Consider the following 18,583-nt stretch of genomic DNA (forward strand, 5'->3'; position numbering starts at 1 on the left):
GTTGGTATCGGCCTATCATGACGGGGTTGAGGATGTAATGGCGGCGGCCTGGTGCTGCGGGTTGGATTTTGCTCCGCCCAAGCTGACGGTGGTGTTGGATAAAGCGACCAAAACCCGGGAACTGCTGGAGCACGACGGTTATTTTGTCATTCAGGTGCCGACGGCGGCACAGCTGGCATTGACCAATCAGGTTGGCAGCATCAGCCTGCACGATGTACCGAACAAACTGGCGCGGTGCGGCGTGGAACTGTTCCATCTCGAGGGAGTGCCTGTACCGTTGGTGGCCGAGTGTTCCGCCTGGTTATGGTGCAAACTGATATCTGAGCCTCACAACCAGCAGACTTATGATTTGTTTATCGGCGAAATTGTCGGTGCCTGGGCGGATTCCCGCGTATTCAGTGGTGGACACTGGCAGTTTGAACATATCGATCCGCAGTGGCGCAGTTTACATCATGTGGCGGGCGGACATTTTTACGCAATTGGCGAGGCGTTGGATACCAATGAAAAAACGGCCGAATAAATGTGGGTCAGGAACTACCGGCTAAGAACATCGGCTTTGGGGCGTTGAGCGGTGGTTTTTGCCGGACGGCGCGGAGTGTTATCTGGTTGGTGGATTGGAGGGAATACCGACACTCTTGGGGGAGGCTGGAGGCGTATCAGAATCTATGACCATGAAGGTTTGGGGGGGGGCAGCAGTGCCTGCGTTATCTCTGCTTTGCGTTGTTCCTGCATATTGAGCGTCTGGCCGCCTGTTAAAGCAAAAGCCCCGGTTCGGGGCTTTTGCTTTGGCATTACATCTCGTTCGGGCGAGCGACGTTGGGTAGGGCACGTGCGCCCAGAACGGGTTAGCCGTTGCCCCCCCACCGAACCGTACGTGCACATTTCTGTGCATACGGCTCTCCATTGAATCAAACAAAGGTTCTTTGGTCTGGCAGTGTTCCTCGGTGAAGATTGACGTGACATGTCCGGCAGAGCACTAATGTTTTCCTATTACGGGCAATCATCAGTTTCTTCCAGTTATCTGTACCTGACTTAATATCCTTAAGTTTCCTCACATGGTGGACTTCAAAAGGACCGGTTCTGGTACCGCAATATTCACATTGGCATGCGGCCATCCTGTCCAGCAATTCAGTTCTGCCAGAATATTTATGCGTATTTGGCAATATATCCGGTGAACTGTGTTTCGGCGCACTTCTGTTTTTGAGTCTAAATACCTCCAACTCATATACCTTTCCATTACGATTTTCCCGATAAACATACCTGCCATCCGCTTGCCTTAATCGCTGTGCGATTTTGGTGCGTGACGTCCGATGTTTACCTGCCAGCGTCTTATAAAGACTATTTTCCCATATCCAATGCAATTTATTGAGATAGAGAACGGGCGCGAGATTGTAGTAATTAGCGTAGCCGCGCATTTCGGCGTTGTACTGACCAATGATTTCATAGTCAGACATGTGCATCATTGCTGGCCGACCAGCGCTGTTACCATATCCGCCATCGTAATTCCCATAGCCACGTAGAGAGCAGAATTTCAGGATTCTTTCCCTCGGTACGCCCAGATGGATATGTTCCGTTATCGTACGTTTTACCGCATGAGTTTTACTTCCATCTGTATTAAGCCCTACAACACATTTGACCCGTTTGCTTTCACGGCGTGTTTTAATTTCATAACCGAGAAAAGTGAATCCTTTCTTTGGGTCAATAATGCCGGATTTTTCTTTTGATATTTCCAGATGAAGTTCATTTTCAACAAAATCGACAACCTCTTTCATTATCTTTTTTGCCTCACTTTTACTTCCTATCACACCAATCAGAAAATCATCAGCATATCGAACATACCGCATTCTTTTGAATTCAGTATCATCCATAATAACACTGGATAGCGTGCGCAATTGTTTCTCCAGTTCATCCGCTTCGTATTTCCATTTTTGGATTTTCTGCTCATCAGCAGGCATTCCTGAAGCGCCGAAGCCTTGCCTGATCCATTTAATACGATTTGCCCGGTTCTGTAGCGCTCTTTTGTATATGGGATTGGGTTTCCTTCGTCCCCCTGTACCGAACTCGCTGATTCTATTTTTCATAAACTCATCAAGTTCATGGAGAAATACATTGGCAAGAATAGGGGAAATAATACCACCTTGCGGTGTCCCGCTATGGGTACCAAAGTAACGCCAGTTGTCCAGATAGCCAGTTTTCAGGAACTTCTTGAGAAGCGCCAGAAATTTGTTATCAGCGATCCGCTTACTCAGGAATTTCAGCAGCAGGTCGTGGTCAATGTTGTCGAAGTAACCTTTGATATCAACATCACATACCCATTTTGTTCCTTTCCAACCGTTTCTGATTTCTTTTAATGCAGAATGACAGGAACGTTTAGGTCTAAATCCATAGCTCCAGTCGCTAAAAACCGGTTCATAGATTTCTTCCAGTAACATCCTCATTACTTCCTGTATTAATTTATCGTCTCCAGTTGGAATACCTAATGGACGTTTCTTTCCATTCGGCTTTCGCGCATCTTTAGGTATGTGCGTGCGCCTGCAAGGTTTGGGTTTATACGAATCTGAGTTTATAAGCTGAATAAGATTAATAATCCTGTCCACGCTCATTTCATCCATCGTATTATTATTTATTCCTCTCGTCATGGCTCCCTGATTAGAATAAATATTGGCATAGGCCTGCGCCCAAAGATCTTTATTGCTACACATGATTTTGTGCAGCTTCTTGATCTTATAGCCTTGTGTACTGGCTTTGTTTATACCACTTAGAGCATTGAGTGTTCTTTGTGATAGCACTGACTATCGAACCTCGCTTCTATTAGTATAGATCCAACTGACTCCCTTCCCTCTTACGAATATAACTTCACCGATAATTACTTATCGACTTATATATATTTTTCAGATTGGTTAGCCAATTGCGACTCCATTACAGAGCTACGTTGGGTACTACGGAGTCTCCGTTACCGTATTGGTTAATGACTTAACCAACTTAGGTAATCCCGTATTTCTTTGTAGTCAAGGTGCATCCCACTTAGGTTCCACTTACGTTCAATTACCACTCTCACCGAGCAGGTGCCAATATTGTTGGATATAGTAACCTTCTACACATAATTACTATAAATATTGGTATGACTCCTGAATAACCGTGAGCCATAGATATCCCGAAACCCACTATGAACTATGATTCAACCAATCAGGCTTAACCCTATGGGACTTGCAATGGCTGGCGCAAAGTAGGTTATTTCCCCGCAACCAGCCTTTTCCTGACATGCTACACTCCCCTCCCTCTTTCGAGGTTCAAACCCATACTGGGTAAGGATAAGTCAGGCTTGCAATAGGCACTCCAACAGCCTATGATTAACTCAATGATTTGAATTAACCACTTGATTTACAAAGCAAAACGGCGCACTTAGAACGGAATGTCGTCGTCGAAGTCCATCGGCGGCTCGTTGCCCGGCATTGGGGCGCTTTGCGGACGGGGCGCCTGTGCACCGCCGCTGAAAGAGGCTGCGGGCTGTTGCGGCTGGCCCCAGCCGCCCTGCTGCGGGTTGCCGCCAGTATTATTGTTACCCATACCGCCGCCAGCCGGCGCGGCACCGCCGGCGCGACCGCCGATCATCTGCATGGTGCCGCCTACGTTGACCACGATTTCCGTCGTGTAGCGATCCTGGCCGGACTGATCCTGCCATTTACGGGTCTGCAACTGGCCTTCGATATAAACCTGAGAGCCTTTGCGCAGGTATTCGCCCGCCACTTCGGCTAACTTGCCAAACAGCACGACGCGGTGCCATTCGGTCTTTTCTTTCTGCTCGCCGGTCTGCTTGTCACGCCAGGATTCAGACGTGGCCAGCGTAATGTTGGCAACCGCACCACCGTTCGGCATATAGCGGACTTCGGGATCCTGCCCCAGGTGCCCGAGAAGTATGACTTTGTTTACGCCTCTGCTGGCCATGCTTTGTCTCCTGATAACGCTTTTTCACAAGTTTAAGAGATAAATTCTAGCATGCCAGTATGGCAGATAATACCCGCGCGCCGGATTCCATGCTTTTTTCCTTTGTTGCAATCGTTGCATTGAATACTGGATATTCATTCAGTTTTTTTTGTGCCATAATCGTCCGCTTGTTGGCTGCGCGCCGGCACAACCGGCGACCGCGCCGTGCCATTATCAATGGCACGCTTCTCTTTTTCTCTCGTGCCGAGGGGATGAAAAAACAGCGTCTACTGCGGGAAATGTGTGAATGGATAAGATCGAAATTCGTGGTGCCCGTACCCATAATCTTAAAAATATCAACCTGATCATTCCTCGCGACAAACTGATTGTCGTGACCGGGCTATCCGGCTCCGGCAAGTCGTCGCTGGCGTTTGATACGCTTTATGCCGAAGGGCAACGGCGCTATGTGGAGTCGCTGTCCGCCTACGCCCGCCAGTTTCTGTCGCTGATGGAAAAGCCGGACGTCGACCATATCGAAGGGCTGTCGCCCGCCATCTCCATCGAGCAAAAGTCCACCTCGCACAACCCGCGTTCCACCGTCGGAACCATTACCGAAATTCACGATTATCTGCGTCTGCTGTTCGCCCGCGTGGGGGAGCCGCGTTGCCCGGAACATGACATTCCGCTGGATGCCCAGACGGTCAGCCAGATGGTGGATAGCGTGCTGTCGCAACCGGAAGGCAAACGCCTGATGCTGCTGGCGCCAATCGTGAAAGAGCGTAAGGGCGAGCACACCAAAACGCTGGAAAACCTGGCGACGCAGGGCTATATCCGCGCCCGTATCGACGGCGAGGTGTGCGATCTGTCCGACCCGCCTAAACTCGAGCTGCAAAAGAAACACACGATCGAAGTGGTGATTGATCGTTTCAAAGTCCGCAACGATCTGGCTCAGCGCCTGGCCGAATCGTTCGAGACCGCGTTGGAACTGTCCGGCGGTACGGCGATTGTGGCCGACATGGACGACGATTCCGTACCGGAATTGCTGTTTTCCGCCAATTTCGCCTGCCCGGTGTGCGGCTACAGCATGCATGAACTTGAGCCTCGTCTGTTTTCGTTCAACAACCCGGCAGGGGCTTGCCCCAGCTGCGACGGGCTGGGTGTGCAGCAGTTCTTCGACCCGGCGCGAGTGATTCAGAATGGCGAACTGTCGCTGGCGGGAGGCGCTATTCGCGGCTGGGATCGCCGTAATTTCTATTATTTTCAGATGCTGCGCTCGCTGGCGGAGCATTACGAGTTTGACGTGGAAGCACCATACGACAGCCTCAGCCCGGCGACCCAGAAGGTGATCTTGTACGGTTCCGGCAAGGAAAACGTTGAGTTCAAGTACATCAACGATCGCGGCGATACTTCGGTGCGCCGTCATCCGTTTGAAGGGGTGCTGAACAATATGGAGCGCCGCTACAAGGAAACCGAGTCCGCCGCGGTGCGCGAAGAACTGGCGAAATTTATCAGTAATCGTCCGTGCGCCAGCTGTCACGGTACCCGTCTGCGCGAGGAAGCACGCCATGTGTTCGTTGAACAGACCACATTGCCGCAGATTGCCGATATGAGCATCGGCCACGCGCTGGCGTTTTTCGGCAATATGACGCTGAGCGGGCAACGGGCGAAAATTGCGGAAAAAGTGCTGAAAGAGATTGGCGATCGTCTGCGGTTCCTGGTGAACGTCGGCCTGAACTATCTGTCGTTGTCCCGCTCGGCGGAGACTCTGTCCGGCGGCGAAGCGCAGCGTATTCGTCTGGCCAGCCAGATCGGCGCCGGGTTGGTCGGTGTCATGTATGTGCTGGACGAACCGTCCATCGGCCTGCACCAGCGCGATAACGAACGCCTGTTGGATACCCTGATCCACTTGCGGGATCTCGGCAATACGGTGATTGTGGTGGAGCACGACGAAGACGCGATTCGCGCCGCCGATCACATCATCGATATCGGCCCTGGCGCCGGGGTGCACGGCGGTCAGGTGATTGCAGAGGGCACTGCGGCACAGATTATGGCAGAACCTGCATCGTTGACCGGGCAGTTTCTCAGCGGCCAACGCAAAATCGATATTCCGCCGCAACGCATCCCGGCGGATCCGACCAAAGTGCTGAAACTGATTGGCGCACGCGGCAACAATCTGAAGGACGTGACCCTAACGCTGCCGGTCGGTTTGTTCACCTGTATTACCGGGGTCTCCGGTTCGGGAAAATCCACGCTGATCAACGATACGCTGTTCCCGATTGCCCAGCGGCAGCTTAACGGCGGCGAATTGAACGAACCGGCGCCGTACCGGGAAATTCAGGGGCTGGAGTATTTCGACAAGGTTATCGATATCGATCAAAGCCCGATCGGCCGCACTCCGCGCTCTAATCCGGCCACTTATACCGGCGTCTTCACCCCGATTCGTGAACTGTTCGCCGGGGTGCCGGAAGCGCGCAGTCGCGGTTACAACCCCGGTCGTTTCAGCTTCAACGTGCGCGGTGGCCGTTGTGAAGCTTGTCAGGGCGACGGCGTGATTAAGGTAGAAATGCACTTTCTGCCGGATATTTACGTTCCCTGCGACCAGTGCAAAGGCAAACGCTATAACCGCGAAACGCTGGAGATTAAATACAAGGGCAAAAGCATCCATGAAGTGCTGGAGATGACGATCGAAGAAGCCCGTGAATTCTTCGACGCCATTCCGGCGCTGGCGCGTAAGTTGCAAACGCTGATCGACGTCGGTTTGTCTTATATCCGCCTGGGGCAGTCGGCGACGACGTTGTCCGGCGGCGAAGCCCAGCGTGTGAAGCTGGCGCGCGAGTTGTCGAAACGCGGTACCGGCCAGACGCTCTATATTCTGGATGAACCCACCACCGGCCTGCATTTCGCCGATATTCAGCAACTGTTGGCGGTGCTGCACCAGCTGCGTGATCAGGGCAACACGATTGTGGTGATTGAGCACAACCTCGACGTGATTAAAACCGCGGATTGGATTGTCGATTTGGGGCCGGAAGGCGGTAGCGGCGGCGGTGAGATACTGGTATCCGGTACGCCGGAAACGGTGGCGCAGTGCGAGAAATCCCATACCGCGCGTTTCCTGAAACCCATTCTGGAGCGCGGTTAAGCCGGTTTCAGACCCGCTAGGTTGTTAAGCGCGGCGTGCCGCGCTTTTTTATCGCATGTTCCGAGTCCGCGCATCGGATAACCACAGGGGAGGCGATATGTGGAAGCAATACGACATCCGGCTGAAACCCAAAGCCAGGGGATTTCACCTGATTACCGATGAAGTGCTGGCGCAGGTGCCTGATTTGCGGCTGGTTCGCGTCGGGTTGCTGCATGTGTTTCTCCGCCATACCTCGGCGTCTTTGACACTGAATGAAAACGCCGATCCGACCGTCCGGCAGGACTTCGACAGCTTTTTCAATCGGCTGGTGCCGGAAGACGAGCCCTATTATCGTCATACCTATGAAGGTAGCGACGATATGCCCGCACATCTGAAAAGCAGCCTGTTGGGGAATAATCTGAGCCTGCCGGTTCGCGATGGACGTCTGCATATCGGTACCTGGCAGGGCATTTATCTGTGCGAACACCGTAACCACGGCGGTAGCCGAACGCTGGTGGCGACATTACAAGGGGATGCCGACTGACACGTTTGCGCACGGGATGATGACGCGCTGCATGCATCATCGTTTAGCCGCGTGGTCATAACGGGTTTTTGCAACGGCGCGAGTCAGGATATCTCTTTGGCAAACGACACCATGACTTTGTTGCGGCCGCCTTTTTTAGCCTTGTACAGTGCGTTATCGGCGATCTTGATGGCCTTATCCAACGGGGATGTTTGCGGGTTAAATGTGGTTACGCCGATGGAGATTGTGACCGGGTGGGCATTGGGTAAATAGGATGCGTTGGCTACGTTGTTTCGCAATCGTTCCGCGATGATGGTGGCGATATGGATATCTGCGCCAGGTAACAGGATCAAAAACTCTTCCCCGCCGATTCGGCAGATAAGGTCAGTCTTTCGGAAGTTTTGCCGAAATAACTGGCTGAGTTTGCGAATGACATCATCACCGGTGTCGTGCCCAAACGTATCATTTATCTGCTTAAAATGGTCGATATCGACGGCAATGACCGCAATCTTTTTATATTCGTTACGCAGCTCCTCCATGCTCTCCTGCATGCCGCGGCGGTTTAACGGGTCGGTATGCGCTTCTGAGCTTAACCGGCCTATCCGCTTATGCAGCAGAACCGTCCCAATCAACAGCACTCGCTTTAACTGTTCTGCTTCCTGATACCATGAGTTCACGGCGCGAATCTTACTGATAACGTTAAAATCCTCCATGGTGCTGGCTGATTTTGCTAATTGGCGTAACGGACGGGAAATATAAACAGCCAGGACGGTTAAGAGTAATAGTGTGAGTAAAACGAGTGGTAAACCCGTTTTTAATACGCTAAGCATCACGCTGTTTAATGATTCTTTTAGCGAATGAAAAGATTGTTGAGTGATGATGAGCCAGCCGGTACTTTTTGAACGGGCGAATCCGGCAGGAGAAAGGATATTTTGCTCGTCGAGCATCATGAAATTCCCTTTATCCTGTTGGAAGGTGTTATCCAATAGATTGATATCGTCAAACTTCCCTCCAACCCGGGCTGTATCATAGTGATAAATAATGACGCCTTCTCTATCAATGACGTAAGTGTTATGCCCCTCATTACTGAACTGCGTGCTCATGAAATTATTAATGATGTAACGATTATTGAGGTAAATAGTCCCACCGATATATCCTAAATAATCTCCGCTGTTGCTATATATCGGTACCGAAATAAAAATAAGGTAATTACCGACGATGGAGGTGTAAGGCGGGCTCACGAAGGGTTGTTTGCTTTCCAGCGCGGTTTTACTGGCTGATGACGTCAGCCTGATCCCGGCCAGGTTCAGTTCAGGGGGGGAAGTAGCCAGAATGACCCCATCATGATTGACGACCACAACAGAGTTAAAGCGGTTGCTTATTCTATGAATTTTCTGGGTATTTTTTTCTAATGACGAAATGTTTCCATAATGAACATCATGTTCTATCAGACCGGCGCTGTAGGTGAGCTGCTCTATTGATGTGTTGATAAAATTATCGACGGTGGAGGCGAGTTTGTTGGAATAGTTAAGATCCACCCGGTACGATTGCTCGGTTATTAACTTTTTTTGGACGTCATAAATAGAGTAATAGCTATTTAATAGCGTAATGAATGTACTGAAAATAGATATGAATAATATCAAGTGTAGAAGTTTTACTTTATGTATTTTTTTATTTTCATACATGTTGTGATTTTGTGTTTATTATTCTTGTTATCAAGGTTGATAATTCGCCGAGTGTTTTCCATGTGACAGATAAATAAAAAATGATTCCCTGCATCTAGAGTAATAGTCAATGTTCAAAAAGGTGTCAACCTGATTGCATGAAAAATTAAATCATGAAAAAAAGATAAAAATTAAGTGGGTTACTTGTTTTTTAGCTATGGATAAAATGAGGAATATTTCATTTTTTTAATATATTGATTTTCATATCATAAATTTTATTGTCCATATCCCGATGGATAATTATGGAAAAAAAGTTGTCTCTGGTGTGTGCATCCTTTGCTGTTTGCCAGACCCTGTATATCGAAGAAGGTGTAGTCATAAAAAGAAACTATATCAATAGTCAACACCGCATTATGAAACCCACATTATAATTATCTATTTGATTTTAAATAATAAAATGACCAATATTGGTAGCTATGACCGATAGATAAATTGTCTATTGATAGCTTTTCGTTTTTATTGTTTGTTTTTTAAACGTTACTGAACAATAGAATAATCAAGCTGACACATCGATTAACCGATAATGTTTCCAGGAGTGGGCAGACTGATACTGTAAACGGAAGATACACGGGAAGTGAGGAGGTCGTTCGGCATTTATCTCCTTATTTTTTGTATGACTTAGTTTCGACGCAGTGGAATGACAGTGTGGTTCGCCTGACGCTCTGGCGTCGGCGATTCCGTTGTGACTCGACAATAAAGGTATTTCCCGGCTACGTTACATTGCTGATAGCAATGCGGCATAACGATAAAATATTACTCTGTATCTTTGTGGATTTATCTCTGTTATCTCCTATAAACATCGTTCTTCATTGGAGTTTTATTCTTAAGATGGGGTAAGGAACCTAAATATGCGATTATCTGACTGGCGGATTGGTTATCGATTAGGGGCTGGATTTTCCACCCTGGCGATTATGCTGTGTGTTGTTGGTGTGCTTTCCATGATGAAGCTGTCCAGCTTTCATGAGAATACCAAAGATATAGTAAAGGAGATTTATCCCCAAACGGTGGATGCCAATGATCTTATCAATAACGTCAATGAAGGCGTGCGGGTGTTCCAGAGTTTGTTGTTGGTGAATGGTGACGACAAGATCAGTGCCGTTATTAATCAGATACCACCTATTTCCAAAGAAATCAGTCGCTTGCTTGATAAACTGGAAAAAGCGGCCGACGCCCAGAACGATAACCAGGCGAAGCAGATCCTCGGGGATATTCACCACGTTCGAGAGTTATTTCTGGCGTCTGGGCAACGCATGATATCGCTGATAAAAACCAACAAATGGGAGGAGGCGTTGAGTGAGTTTACCGATCGTCTCGGCCCGATTCAGCGGGATTACAGCAAGGCGCTGCGTCAATTGGTTGAGCATCAGAACCAGAAAATGGTGAACACGGTCGATGCGATGACTGTGTCTTACAACAGTATCCGTCTGGTGTTGCTGGGTATGTTGGGCGGGGGATTTGTGTTTGGCGCGTGGATCGCCTGGGCGATAACCCGCAGCGTGACGTCTCCGATTAATCAGGCATTGCAGGTGGCGGATCGGGTGGCGAAAGGGGATTTAACCTCTCGTATCGATACCCGCCGCAAGGATGAAACCGGGCGGCTGTTACAGGCGCTTAATCATATGAATGACAGCCTGCGTCAGATCGTCGGCCAGGTTCGTGACGGCGCCGAGGCTATTTCCTCCGCAGCGTCGCAGATTGCGGCGGGTAATCAGGATTTGTCATCCCGTACGGAAGAGCAGGCCAGCTCGCTGGAACAGACGGCGTCTTCAATGGAGGAACTGGCCTCCACCATCAAAAACACGGCGGAAAACACTCAACAGGCGACGTCTATTGCCGATCGAGCGTCGACATCCGCGAAGCACAGCGGTGAAGTGATGTCGGCTGTAACCCACAAAATGCGGGGGATCCGCGATGCATCGCAGCGTATGGCGGAGATTATCAGCGTGATTGATGGGATCGCGTTTCAGACCAATATTCTGGCGTTGAATGCGGCGGTGGAAGCGGCGCGTGCCGGCGAACAGGGGCGTGGTTTCGCCGTGGTCGCTGGCGAGGTGCGCTCGCTGGCGCAGCGTAGCGCGACCGCCGCCAAAGAGATTAAAGAATTGATTGACGACTCCGTCAGCAAGATTCAGGAAGGGATGCAGTTGGTCGATACCGCAGAAGAGACGATGGCAGGGCTCTCCGGTTATGTGCATGATGTACATAGTATTATTAACGAGATTTCTCAGGCCAGCCACGAACAAAGTGATGGCATCAACCAGGTCAATCTGGCCGTCGGGCAGATTGACGCCACCACGCAGCAAAACGCCGCGCTGGTGGAGGAATCGGCATCGGCTGCAGTTTCCCTCCAATCGCAGGCAGCGATGTTGTCGGAGGCGGTCAGCGCATTTCACTTGATGGAACAAAGCGAGAAACGCCAGCCGCAGACGTATCAGCCAGCGCCGCAGGTATTATTGGCGACGCCGTCGGCGTCGTTCAGGGAAAAACGTGCATCTGCATCAGATGCCAACGACTGGACGTCGTTCTAAATCCTGACGGGGCCGCAAGGCCCCATTTTCAGCCTGCTTTAGGTTGAAGCGTTGCAAGCCGCCAGTGCGGTCGCAATATTCTCGTATTGCACATGTGCCGATTTAAACGCTTTAACCTGCCCATCTGCGCGAGTCGCTTCCGATCTTTACTTCGACCGTTCTGAATTGCTTATGCGGCAGTGAACGTCATCAATTCATGTACCGCCATCCCGCGATTTTTCTAAGCTGCCTACGCGGCAGTGAACGTAAGGGTGGACGGCAGTGCTCAGCCGATTGTTTTCTAAGCTGCCTACGCGGCAGTGAACGCATTCATTCGCGATTCACCTGCTCTACTGCGTTTCTAAGCTGCCTACGCGGCAGTGAACATAAGGCCGTGCTGGTTGAGTCGCCGCAAAAATTTCTAAGCTGCCTACGCGGCAGTGAACATGCCACGGCTTGCACTGACAATCAGACTCGCTTTCTAAGCTGCCTACGCGGCAGTGAACGATATCACCTACGTTGACCAGATGACCGCACATTTCTAAGCTGCCTACGCGGCAGTGAACTTGGTACGCTCACGCACAGATAGTGAGTAACGTTTTCTAAGCTGCCTACGCGGCAGTGAACATTTGGTCATCGTCTTCGTAGTGACCGATATCTTTCTAAGCTGCCTACGCGGCAGTGAACAAAATGGTCAGCATGGAATTCTTATTGATATATTTCTAAGCTGCCTACGCGGCAGTGAACGAAGCATGTAGTCAGTACAGAATGACCGTACCTTTCTAAGCTGCCTACGCGGCAGTGAACGCAATATAAGAAAAAGGATTCTATCGATGAATTTTCTAAGCTGCCTACGCGGCAGTGAACAAACCGAGTTGTTATTGCGGTTGAACCGTCATTTTCTAAGCTGCCTACGCGGCAGTGAACATGCCTACATGCTTGGAGTGTGGATTGGGGATTTTCTAAGCTGCCTACGCGGCAGTGAACATGTTGTGCGGGCTTCTCGACACTAATGGTGATTTCTAAGCTGCCTACGCGGCAGTGAACGCGCTCTGCAACTGAAGACGCTGGCTGGGAAATTTCTAAGCTGCCTACGCGGCAGTGAACATAAAACTGTGCTGGACGTGCCAGATTTCATCTTTCTAAGCTGCCTACGCGGCAGTGAACTCGGGCGCTCAATCCTGTTTATCGACCTTGATTTTCTAAGCTGCCTACGCGGCAGTGAACAATAAAAAGAAGCCCCGACCTCAAAAGTGAGTTTTCTAAGCTGCCTACGCGGCAGTGAACCTCCACCCCACACAAAAGCCAGTAGAACTTATTTTCTAAGCTGCCTACGCGGCAGTGAACATGGCCTCTACCGTATACGTGCAGCGGGGGCGTTTCTAAGCTGCCTACGCGGCAGTGAACTTTGGTAAAGGGAAAACATATAACCCCATTATTTTCTAAGCTGCCTACGCGGCAGTGAACTTAGCACGGCGGGACTTCGCATCGTTGCCGATTTTCTAAGCTGCCTACGCGGCAGTGAACCGAGTCTTTTTAGCGGGTTTGTCTTCGGGGTCTTTCTAAGCTGCCTACGCGGCAGTGAACTAACGAACGCCGTAACACTCGCATCATCGATGTTTCTAAGCTGCCTACGCGGCAGTGAACTTGATCGGCTTTCTCGTCGTAAGCGCCCTCACTTTCTAAGCTGCCTACGCGGCAGTGAACCAGTTGTTGGATAAGGCAACAAACCCGCCAATTTTCTAAGCTGCCTACGCGGCAGTGAACCGCGTCTAGCTGGGCTGAACGGCGCAGCATTCTTTCTAAGCTGCCTACGCGGCAGTGAACAAATGGTGGCAACCGGCGAGCTTATTTTCACCGTTTCTAAGCTGCCTACGCGGCAGTGAACTTGCCGGAGAAGCAAAAGCGGCCAGTGCTATCTTTCTAAGCTGCCTACGCGGCAGTGAACGCCATGCCAGAGCAATTTGCAGTGCAGCCCCTTTTCTAAGCTGCCTACGCGGCAGTGAACGTCATGAATGATGGTCATCGTCTCTGCCTCCCTTTCTAAGCTGCCTACGCGGCAGTGAACGAATTCCGCATGACTGTGCGTCAGCTGGTCATTTTCTAAGCTGCCTACGCGGCAGTGAACTTGTCCGCGCTGGTCTGTAGCTGAACGTTGACTTTCTAAGCTGCCTACGCGGCAGTGAACACCGTCCGCATCTCTGGCGATCGCCGCGGCAATTTCTAAGCTGCCTACGCGGCAGTGAACGGTCAGCAGGCCGTTGAAGTCTGGCTGCACCTTTTCTAAGCTGCCTACTCGGCAGTGAACACCCGAGTTGTTCCGGCGCGCTGACGAACGAGCTTTCTAAGCTGCCTACGCGGCAGTGAACGGTGAGATTTGCCATTATGACAACCTCGCAGTTTTCTAAGCTGCCTACGCGGCAGTGAACGTGAGAAGGGCACGGAGTTGGAGCGCCACACATTTCTAAGCTGCCTACGCGGCAGTGAACTAAGCGCTTCGATAGCTTCAAATATCTGTGACTTTCTAAGCTGCCTACGCGGCAGTGAACACGGCAGGCAAGGAAGCAGAATCGAAGTTTTTTTCTAAGCTGCCTACGCGGCAGTGAACGCAGACTGCACCAGCACAGGCAAAACCGTCATTTTCTAAGCTGCCTACGCGGCAGTGAACGGTCTGCTCCATGTTGAACTGGAACGGGATCATTTCTAAGCTGCCTACGCGGCAGTGAACCAATGAACAGGCAAAAGACTTTGCCGGGACAATTTTCTAAGCTGCCTACGCGGCAGTGAACCTGTAGCGAATTATCGTTTATCACCTGATTGTTAAAGAAAAACCGCCGTTTTTCCGGAAAACCCCTTTTTTCTGGCGGCCAGATTGCGGTATTAAAAATCAATACGTTAGAACTGGCCGCAAAAAAAGGGTCAAAACCACGGGATGGTGGTGGTAGCGCTTAACCCGTAGCTGGAGAACGCTCCGGCGACCGGTTTGTCCTGCAACGGGCCGTGCTCAACAAACAATAAAAACGTTTGTCCGCTGGAAAGGCTGCGCAGCGGCAGATATGGCAGCGAACTGCGTTTTTCTACCGCATAGGGAATGCGAGTAGCGGCCTCATCCTCCGTCATCCGGCCCTTGCTCACCGCGCGGCGGCGCAGGCGTTCGGCGCTGCTTTTTACCTGCACCCGGCGCACGGTGCGGTGTTTCGCCCCCGCAGGCACCGGTAGCGGTTCGGTGATGGCGGTATAGTCGCGCAGCCCTTTCAGCCAGCCGGTTTGTTCCAGCGCCGCCAACTCCTGTACGCTGCCATGCAGCCGCAGCCGTTCCCCCAACGTTTTGTCTACATCTGGGAAACTCACCCCGATGGCGCCCGTCGCCCGCTGCCCCAGCGCCCGGTGCAGCTTGGCGAACAGCGCGCTTAGCAACTGCACCGCGCTGAACTCCAGATCGGGCAACACCCGAATCTCGATATAGTGATCCATAGCGTTACTCGCCTTTCTCGCCGAACACCCCACCGCGAATTAGCGTGGCGATCACGTAGTGTTGTTGCGCCACCTCTGGCACGTTGCCCTTGATCACCCAGTTATCCAGCAGGGTGTAAAAATCCATTTTATCTTTCGGCTGGCGGTAAGCGCGGCCGCGGCTGGTGACAGAGCCATAGGGTTCGACTGCGATCGGCCCGGTTTCCGCCGCTTCCGGGTGCCAGTCATCGACGGTACGCAGCGCGTTGCCGATTTTCTGGGAGTGCATCGCCGCCACACCGTTAACCTGATACAGAACTTTGCTCTTTCGGTCACGACCAGATTCATTGGAACGCACTAGCTCTTGCGACGGGAACACTTCCTGCCCGTTGCCCAGCTTCACCTGCGCTTCCACGCGGAAAAACGCCGAATCGTTCCCGGCCAGTGCCTGCTCGATAGCTTGAGCCAGTTCAGCCAGTGCGCCCGACGGTTGGCTAAACTGGCGCAGCGAGTAATCTTCGCCGTTGAATACCCAACGCTTATCGTTATGTGTCACCACCACCTGCACCGCTTCCGCGCCGATACGGTTACGCCACAGGAAACGGCCGCTGGCGATATTCTCGGCGTAACGCGCTGCCAGCACGCCAAAGCCCGGTTCGCGGGCGTAGCCGTTAATCAGTTCCGTCAGCGCCTGCTGGTAATCCTGATTGTTACACACCGACGGCAGCGCCAGGTTACCCAGTACCCGCAGTGTAAAAACCACTTTCAGCGTATCGGCCTCAAACGGCAGCGCGGCGACATCGACGGGCTGTATATTAGGATTCTCAATACTTTTCATGAATTTGCCCGGATCACTAACCAACGCGCCAGACTGTCGGTTGGATATGGTGCCGCGTACCGATTTTTCCTGAATCACCACCGGCTGCCAGTTCTCCTGCTGCCAGTTGCCCGCCAGCATCAGCGCATCGGAATTCGCCAGTTTGCGCTCAAACGCCAGTACCGTTGGGGTTTTCAAGGTGGTTGCTGCTTTTGCCATGGTTTCAATCCTTGTCTCAGTAGTTGAATTCAAGTTCCGGGTAATCATCCGCCGCATTGTCCAGCTCGTCTGCGGCTTGCAGGCAGCGGTAGGTGTGGTGTTGATTGTCGCGTTGATAGAGGTAACGCCAGAAAATACGGTTGATGTCGTCAATACGGTGTGCACCGCGCCATTCGCCAACGCCGTAAATGGCCTCGGCAAAACAGAACGGGGTGGACGGGTCGCGGGTTTTCTCCACCTCGCCGGGGGCGTACAGCGGCGAAATGGCGCGGTAGCCGGTCATCAGCGGCACCAGATAGCCCTCCTCCGGTTTCGGCAGCGGCTGCCAGCTCACCTCATCACCAGAGGCGCGCACCGCGTGATGTTTCAAGGCGGCGAAATCCAGCCAGGCATCCAGCATCTCTGCCTGCGGGTCGCTCTGTTGTAGGGTTGCAAAGTGCGGTTGCAATAGCGCGGTGCGATCCAGTAAGACAAACCCCGGTAGCAAACGACGCATTAGGACACGGGTCGTGCCCTCGTCGGCAGGCATGTCATGGACGTTTACCTGTTCGATATCCACAATCAGCCCGCCCGCCAGCCGCTGGCGCAGCGCCAGTTGCTGCAACCGCTGTTTTAACGCCTCAAGCCCGTCTTCACCGGGCAACATGCCGTGGCACTCCATCAGCAGTGACACACTGAGGTGCATCCGCCCCTCTTCATTAAAGGCGGCGGTTTTTTCTTCTTTGGTCAGCGGGTTGCGTGTCAGCGCAAAGCTGCGATTCCAGCCGCTGCCGTAAGCGTGCAACTGGTGCTGATGGCACACCACGCCGCAGCCTTCCAGCGTCAAACCGTGAGATGCCTGCAACTGGCGCGACAACGCATGGGTAAAGCCGAGAAACTGGCTGATAGCGGGAAAGCCGTAGGTGTGTCCGGCGATGGCGTTGGCGTTTTCCACCTGAATACGCCGCAGAATAATCAGGCTGCTCATGCCCGTTCCTCCTTCAGCGCACGTTCGGTTTCCCGCAACCGCTGCTTAAACAGCGCGGCGGTTGACCACTCACGGCGCTCCACCTCGCCGAAAATCAGTTTTTCGTGCTTTAAGCGCGCATTCAGCCACTGGCCAAATTCATGGGCGACGTCCTGCTGCCAGTCACCCATATCACGCTCACGCAGAAAAGCGGAGTCCCGAGAGCCACGCTGTGGGTCAAGCCACAATTGCAGGTGGCGTTTCAGACAAGAATCAACGCTCCAGCCCGCCGGGTACTGGTTTTGTACCGTAACGACATAGTCGAATAAGGTGTCGATCAACTGGTCGAGGTAACGCCGACGCTGATTGCGAATATCGCGGTTGTTGTCCACGTCTTTGACGCTGAGCAAAAATTTTCGCATCGCACTGAGTTGATCGCGAGTCCGTGTATACAGCTCACCACTGTTACGAAAGATAGTGTCATGCTTAAGCGGCGGTTTATCCTGACTGCGCCACTGTGGCGGCGAACAGTTGAACAGATAGGAGCGACCATTACGTTTGACATTCAGTGCAGAGACATTTTGCTTGTTATCACCGCCCATATTCTGCACCGCAATACCGGGGTAGCTGACATCAACCTCATCGTGCCAGCGCTTCTGCCGCCGGGCCTCACGGATGGCTTTAGCTTGCTCACCAAAGCGCACCGCGTTCAGGCGTTGGTCCAGCGCCTGCGACAGTGAAGAGGAATAAAGCGGACTGAGTAAGTGGTATTGCCCGTCCCCCACCGGGAAGTAGATCTGTTTAGCGAGGGAATGAGAACTGGGCTGCTTATCGCTCAGCACTTGCTTAAACCCAGCCAGCCACTGCGCAAGCTGCTCCGGGCTTTCCGCCAGCGCTTCCAGCGCCCGGTAGTCACCACGCTGTAGCGCCGCCAACAGCGAATCGCCCTGATGCTCTTCGGTCAATAATTTTGCAATACCAAGAACCGCCGCATTATCAACCGCAGTATCTAAAACTGGGTGACTTAATGATGCCGTGGATAAAAAAGGTAGCGACAGATCCTTGAACAAATCTAATCGGCTACTTCCTTTTGCTGAACTGTGAGTAAATTTCAAAACATGCGTTGCTCGTTTTATTTGGTACGCTTTCGGCGCGTTATCCGTCAGCCAAGTGCGCACTATTTCAAGCCGTTCTTGTTCCAGCTTCAATTCCATCGCAGCCAGCGCTTCGCCGCTTAACGACATTCGCTGGTTGTCGGCGACTTTATCGAGATCATCCTGCTTAGATTTCTCTTTATCGTTGATATAACTGACAATAAACTGCGTTAATTCACTCTCTTCCATGCCTCCTCC

General features: G+C 51.8%; 11 protein-coding genes and 1 CRISPR repeat array. Of the genes, 4 read left to right on the forward strand and 7 right to left on the reverse strand.

Going from position 1 to position 18,583, the window contains the following annotated elements; all coding sequences use genetic code 11:
* Positions 1 to 520, forward strand: a 520-nt coding sequence (locus DPA2511_RS20980) for a flavin reductase family protein (protein ID WP_035049398.1), incomplete at its 5' end; no start/stop codon positions are given.
* Positions 521 to 908: 388 nt separating this feature from the next.
* Here the strand turns inward: DPA2511_RS20980 and DPA2511_RS03715 are convergent.
* The gene (locus DPA2511_RS03715; protein WP_012764352.1) at positions 909 to 2,789 is read right to left on the reverse strand and encodes a reverse transcriptase domain-containing protein; all 1,881 of its coding nucleotides are present in this window, start codon (positions 2,787 to 2,789) and stop codon (positions 909 to 911) included.
* 613 nt (positions 2,790 to 3,402) lie between these two features.
* Positions 3,403 to 3,945, reverse strand: a complete 543-nt coding sequence (locus DPA2511_RS03720; RefSeq protein WP_012764353.1) for a single-stranded DNA-binding protein — start codon at positions 3,943 to 3,945, stop codon at positions 3,403 to 3,405.
* 286 nt (positions 3,946 to 4,231) lie between these two features.
* Between DPA2511_RS03720 and uvrA the strand changes: the two genes are divergently transcribed.
* Positions 4,232 to 7,063: an excinuclease ABC subunit UvrA gene (gene uvrA / locus DPA2511_RS03725; RefSeq protein ID WP_012764354.1), complete on the forward strand. Its 2,832-nt coding sequence runs from the start codon at positions 4,232 to 4,234 to the stop codon at positions 7,061 to 7,063.
* A 97-nt stretch (positions 7,064 to 7,160) separates the two neighbouring features.
* A complete protein-coding gene (locus DPA2511_RS03730; protein WP_012764355.1) occupies positions 7,161 to 7,586 on the forward strand; it encodes a secondary thiamine-phosphate synthase enzyme YjbQ in 426 nt (141 codons plus the stop codon).
* A gap of 83 nt (positions 7,587 to 7,669) precedes the next feature.
* Here the strand turns inward: DPA2511_RS03730 and DPA2511_RS03735 are convergent, their stop codons facing one another.
* Entirely contained in the window at positions 7,670 to 9,103 is a 1,434-nt protein-coding gene (locus tag DPA2511_RS03735; RefSeq protein ID WP_264176039.1) for a sensor domain-containing diguanylate cyclase, read from the reverse strand.
* A 1,034-nt stretch (positions 9,104 to 10,137) separates the two neighbouring features.
* Here DPA2511_RS03735 and DPA2511_RS03740 point away from each other — a divergent pair.
* Positions 10,138 to 11,817, forward strand: a complete 1,680-nt coding sequence (locus DPA2511_RS03740; protein WP_012764357.1) for a methyl-accepting chemotaxis protein — start codon at positions 10,138 to 10,140, stop codon at positions 11,815 to 11,817.
* A 217-nt stretch (positions 11,818 to 12,034) separates the two neighbouring features.
* Positions 12,035 to 14,585: a CRISPR direct-repeat array (repeat unit 28 nt; unit sequence TTTCTAAGCTGCCTACGCGGCAGTGAAC).
* Positions 14,586 to 14,715: 130 nt separating this feature from the next.
* Here the strand turns inward: DPA2511_RS03740 and cas6f are convergent.
* From cas6f to csy1, 4 genes are read right to left on the reverse strand one after another with little or no spacing between them, the layout of a single operon-like run.
* A complete protein-coding gene (gene cas6f / locus DPA2511_RS03745) occupies positions 14,716 to 15,270 on the reverse strand; it encodes a type I-F CRISPR-associated endoribonuclease Cas6/Csy4 (protein WP_012764359.1) in 555 nt (184 codons plus the stop codon).
* A gap of 4 nt (positions 15,271 to 15,274) precedes the next feature.
* Positions 15,275 to 16,285 (reverse strand): type I-F CRISPR-associated protein Csy3, encoded by a 1,011-nt coding sequence (gene csy3, locus DPA2511_RS03750; RefSeq protein ID WP_012764360.1) that lies wholly within the window; start codon positions 16,283 to 16,285, stop codon positions 15,275 to 15,277.
* 16 nt (positions 16,286 to 16,301) lie between these two features.
* Entirely contained in the window at positions 16,302 to 17,252 is a 951-nt protein-coding gene (csy2, locus tag DPA2511_RS03755; protein ID WP_012764361.1) for a type I-F CRISPR-associated protein Csy2, read from the reverse strand.
* On the reverse strand, positions 17,249 to 18,574 hold the full coding sequence (gene csy1 / locus DPA2511_RS03760) for a type I-F CRISPR-associated protein Csy1 (RefSeq protein WP_012764362.1): 1,326 nt from the start codon (positions 18,572 to 18,574) through the stop codon (positions 17,249 to 17,251). Before csy1 ends, csy2 begins: the two co-directional genes overlap by 4 nt.
* Positions 18,575 to 18,583: the final 9 nt, after the last annotated feature.

The sequence above is a fragment of the Musicola paradisiaca NCPPB 2511 genome, assembly GCF_000400505.1.
GTDB classification, from domain to species: Bacteria; Pseudomonadota; Gammaproteobacteria; order Enterobacterales; family Enterobacteriaceae; genus Musicola; species Musicola paradisiaca.